Genomic DNA, 3,145 nt, shown 5'->3' on the forward strand with positions numbered 1-3,145 from the left:
GTCGCGTCCAGGTGGCCGGTCATCCCACTGGCGTCGGCCCACAGTCCCCAGGCCAGCGCCACGGCGGGTAGCCCCTGGTCGCGCCGGTGCTGGGCGAGGGCGTCGAGGAACGTGTTGGCCGCCGCGTAGTTCGCCTGGCCGGCACCGCCGAAGGTCCCGGCGCCAGCGGAGAAGAGCACGAACTCGGCGACCGGCGCGGCGCGGGTCAGTTCGTGCAGGTGCCAGGCCGCGTCCACCTTGGGCCGCATCACCTCGTCCAGGCGCTCCGGTGTCAGCGAGCCGACCACGCCGTCGGCGAGGACGCCTGCCGCGTGCACCACTGTGCTGAGCGGGTGCTCGGCCGGAATGCCGGCAAGCAGTGCGGCCAGGGCCTCCCGGTCGGCGGTGTCGCAGGCGACGACGCGGGCCTGCGCGCCGAGGTCGGCGAGTTCCGCGCACAGGTCGGCGGCACCGGGTGCCTGCGGGCCGCGCCGGCTGGTGAGCAGCAGGTGACGGCGACCCTGCCGGGCGAAGTGCCGGGCCATCAGCGCGCCGAGCGTGCCGGTGCCACCGGTGATGAGGACGGTGCCCTCCGGGTCCGGCCGGGGCGGCAGGGTGAGGGCGATCTTGCCGATGTGCCGGGCCTGGCTGAGGAAACGGAACGCCTCCGGCGCACGGCGCAGGTCCCAGGTGCGCAGCGGCATCGGGTGCAGGTGCCCGGCCGCGAAGAGGGCCATCAGCTCGGTCCAGATCTCGCGGATCCGGTCGCCGCCGGCCTCGATCAGGTCGAACGCCTGGTAGCCGACGCCCGGGTGCTGCGCGGCCACGGTTTCGGCGTGGCGGATGTCGGTCTTGCCCATCTCGACGAACCGCCCGCCCCGGGGCAGCAGCCGCAGCGACGCGTCGACGAACTCACCGGCCAGGGAGTCCAGGACCACGTCGACGCCGCGCCCACCGGTCGCCCCGAGGATGCGCTGCTCGAAGTCGAGGCTGCGCGACGAGGCGATCCGGTCGTCGGTGAAGCCGTCGGCGCGCAGCACGTCCCACTTGCCGGGGCTGGCGGTGCCGAACACGTCGGCGCCGAAGTGCCGGGCGAGCTGGACGGCGGCCATGCCGACGCCGCCGGTCGCGGCGTGCACCAGCACCGACTGCCCGGCGCGGAGGTGACCGGCGTCGACCAGACCGTAGTACGCGGTGAGGAAGGCGACCGGCACCGTCGCGGCGACCGGGTACGACCAGTCGTCGGGCACCTTGGCGATCATGCGGTGATCGGTGACGCCGATCGGCGCCATCGAGCCGGAGAAGAGACCCATCACCCGGTCACCGACGGCGTAGCCGCGCACCCCCGGCCCCACCTCGACGATCTCACCGGCCGCCTCGTTGCCGAGGACCTGCTGGTCCGGGACCATGCCGAGGGTCAGCACCACGTCCCGGAAGTTCAGGCCGCTGGCGTGGATGCGGACGCGGACGTGCCCGTCCGGCAGGTCCCAGCCGATCTCCGGGCAGGGCAGCAGTTCCAGGTTGTCGAAGGTGCCGCGCTCCCGTACGTCGAGGCGCCACGGCTCGTCCCCGTCCGGCAGGACCAGGGCCGGGGTGGTCGCGGCGCGGGCCAGGCGCAGCGCGTACGCGGTGCCGCCGCGCACCGCGACCTGCGGTTCCCCGGTGCCGGTCGCGGCGACCAGTGCGGCCGCCGAGGCGGCGTCGCCGTCCAGGTCGGCCAGTTGGAGGCGGTCCGGGTTCTCGGCCTGGGCGGCGCGGACCAGACCCCAGAGGGGGGCGTGCACCAGGTCCTCGATCGGGTCCTCGGCACCTGTCGAGACGGCGTGGCGGGTCACCACCACGAGCCGGGCGTCCGGTCCGGTGAGCCAGTCCTGGAGCAGGGCGAGGAAGGAGTGGGTCGCGGCGGTCGCGGCAGCGGCGACGGCACCTTCGGTGTCGCCCGGGCCGAACGGAGCGATGACCAGGTCGGGGCGTCGGCTCGGGTCGCCGGCGAGATCGGCGTACGCCACGACGTCGTGTCCGGCCTCGGCGAGGGCCGCGGACACCCCGATCTCGTCGACGCCGAGGACCGCGACGAGGGCGGGAGCACCTGCGGCGGGAAGGGTCAGCGGGGTCCAGTCGAGGCGGAACAGCGAGGTGCGGGCCGGGTCGTCGGCCGTCTCCAGGGCACCGGCGGCGATCGGGCGCAGCACGAGCGAGGCGATCGACAGGACCGGGCTGCCGCTCTGGTCGGCGGCGAGCACCGACACCGTGTCCGGGCCCTGTGGTCGCAGCCGGACGCGCAGCATCTCCGCGCCGGAGGCGAGCAGGTCGACGTCGGTCCAGGAGAACGGCAGCAGGCCGCCCTGTTCGGCGCCGGCCGGTTCGAGGGCCAGCCCGATCGGGTGCAGTGCCGCGTCGAGCAGCGCCGGGTGCAGCCCGTACGTGTCGGCGTCGGTTCCTCGGGGCAGGGCGACCTCGGCGTACACGTCGTCGCCGGAGCGCCAGATCGCCCGCAGCCCCTGGAAGGCCGGGCCGTAGCCGTAGCCGCGGGCTTCCAGGTCCGGGTAGAAGCCGTCCACTGCGACGGCCTGCGCGCCGGCCGGCGGCCAGACCGGGAGTGGTTCGGGTGCGTCCGGTCGGGTGGTGCTGAGCAGACCGGTCGCGTGTCGGGTCCACTGCTGTTCGGCGTCGGCGGTGTCCGGCCGGGCGTAGAGGGTGAACGCGCGGTCCGGCCCGTCTCCGGCGGCGTCGACCACCGCCTGCAACGCCAGACCGGCCTGCTCGGGGACGATCAGTGGCCGTTCCAGGGTGAGGTCGGCGACTGTCGGGCAGCCGAGCTGGTCGCCGATCCGGATGGCCAGGTCGAGCAGGGCGGTGCCGGGGACCACCAGGCGGCCGGAGACGCGGTGGTCGGCGAGCCACGGGTGGGTGGTGAGCGAGAGCCGTCCGGCGACGATCGTGCCGTCGGCGCCGGCCAGTCCGAGGGCCGCTCCGAGGACCGGGTGGGTGACGGGGGCCAGGCCGAACGCGGAGGCGTCGCCGTGTGCCCGGGTGCTGGGGCGCGGCCAGAAGCGTTGGCGCTGGAAGGGGTAGGTGGGCAGTTCCACTGTCGGTGCCGCCGGGATGACTGTGGTCCAGTCGACGGGTGCGCCCTGCACCCACGCCTCGGCCAGGGCCCGCACGA

At 74.9% G+C, this 3,145-nt stretch carries 1 protein-coding gene; it reads right to left on the bottom strand.

Annotation, left to right across the window (positions count from 1 at the left end):
• The coding region (locus tag ACWCO3_RS33305) for an SDR family NAD(P)-dependent oxidoreductase (protein ID WP_450013910.1) at positions 1-3,145 on the bottom strand (3,145 nt) is incomplete at both ends.

The organism is Micromonospora sp. NPDC002411 (genome assembly GCF_053592955.1).